The sequence below is a fragment of the Paenibacillus baimaensis genome (genome assembly GCF_025567575.1).
Window position 1 is genome coordinate 1 of the sequence record NZ_JAOQIO010000102.1, and the last position, 1,342, is coordinate 1,342.

Consider the following 1,342-nt stretch of genomic DNA (forward strand, 5'->3'; position numbering starts at 1 on the left):
GATATTAACAATAATGCGACTACCTCTCGTATTGTGGTTTTCTTTTTGCCCTTTGCCGTAAGCTGCTGGATGCCCGCTAGTACCCTGTGGAATACCTTGGGATTATATCCGGTTGGAGAGCATCTCTTTCCGACGCACGCAGATCCTGAGCGTGTGTTGTGACGCTACATGGTGGTTGTCGAACCGGGTGGATAAAGAATGAATATGGCGCTTGTTTATTATTCTAATAACGAGAGCAGCATGTTTTTAACATTCCGCCCCGGATAATTCGTTTGTAAACATTCTTTTGCATTCATGAGGACCGACCCGTACCGAGGATGCCGGAATATATAATGAGGAGAACGTAGCCCAAGCGTAGGGGCGGGAGCATACTTTTTTATTGAAGTATACCAGCTAATAGGCTGTCAATATTTAAATATTAATGAACGAAACGAAACGAAGGATGCTATAGTGGAAAAAGGGTACGACAAATAACCGTCCCACAATATTTGGGGAGGTTTTCCTAAATGTCTAAGGAAACGAACAGCTTGGTATAAGGCTGTTCGGAGCTTTCTAGAACCGCGTTTAGTAATTGGATTTCGAGTAGCAGTAAACTTTCCGGAAGAAAAAACGCTAGGATCCATACCCGCAAATGCAATCAGTTTCTTTGCATGATCGAACCGATCGATTTCCCGATTTCGGCCAAAATTGTTGCCGCAAGTTTAGTGCCAATGCCTGGGATCGATTGGATCAAATAATACTCCAATAATTCTTGAGCCAAATCCTCTATGGACTGATCAAGTTTCGATCGATGGTCTTGGTATTGATGAAGTAAATGAATAAGTAGTTCCAGAGAGATTAAATACACTTATACGACTGCCGCACGCTTCCCGGTAAAAGATTCTAAATCTTGGGCATAACGAAGAAAAGACGCAAGTCCATCAAGATCATGATTAAAACAAAAAATCTTTCCATAGGGCGTTCCTCTGTCTGCAAAAGCTTGCGCGTGACTTTCCCCTTTGGACACATCCAAACCAATGACAGGGTTCACATAATCACTCCCATAATAGTTTTCACCGGCAACCCCTAACCTTCTTGTCGTCCACATTATCGCATGTGATTCGGGGTCATGGTCCCAACCAGCCTAATCATGGTTTAACAAGTAGGGGGGATGAACTGTATAGCTCTCGGGATCCATCTCCCACGGGCAGAAACGTTCGATCCCCGGCTACCGCTATCTTACGTCCACACAAAAATAAGGTCTACCAGAAAGATATGGTGACCTCATAATACGAACGGGAGATTGATGCAAAGATTCTGTATATATCCGTTTATATAAGGAGGTGGGATTCACGTGGCGACA

At 43.7% G+C, this 1,342-nt stretch carries 1 protein-coding gene and 1 pseudogene; both read right to left on the reverse strand.

Annotated elements, in window-relative coordinates:
• Positions 1–518 precede the first annotated feature (518 nt).
• Positions 519–844: pseudogene (locus OB236_RS40185) on the reverse strand (transposase); the annotation flags it as partial.
• A 3-nt stretch (positions 845–847) separates the two neighbouring features.
• Positions 848–1,030: a hypothetical protein gene (locus OB236_RS40190; protein WP_408638529.1), complete on the reverse strand. Its 183-nt coding sequence runs from the start codon at positions 1,028–1,030 to the stop codon at positions 848–850.
• Between the last annotated feature and the right edge of the window lie 312 nt (positions 1,031–1,342).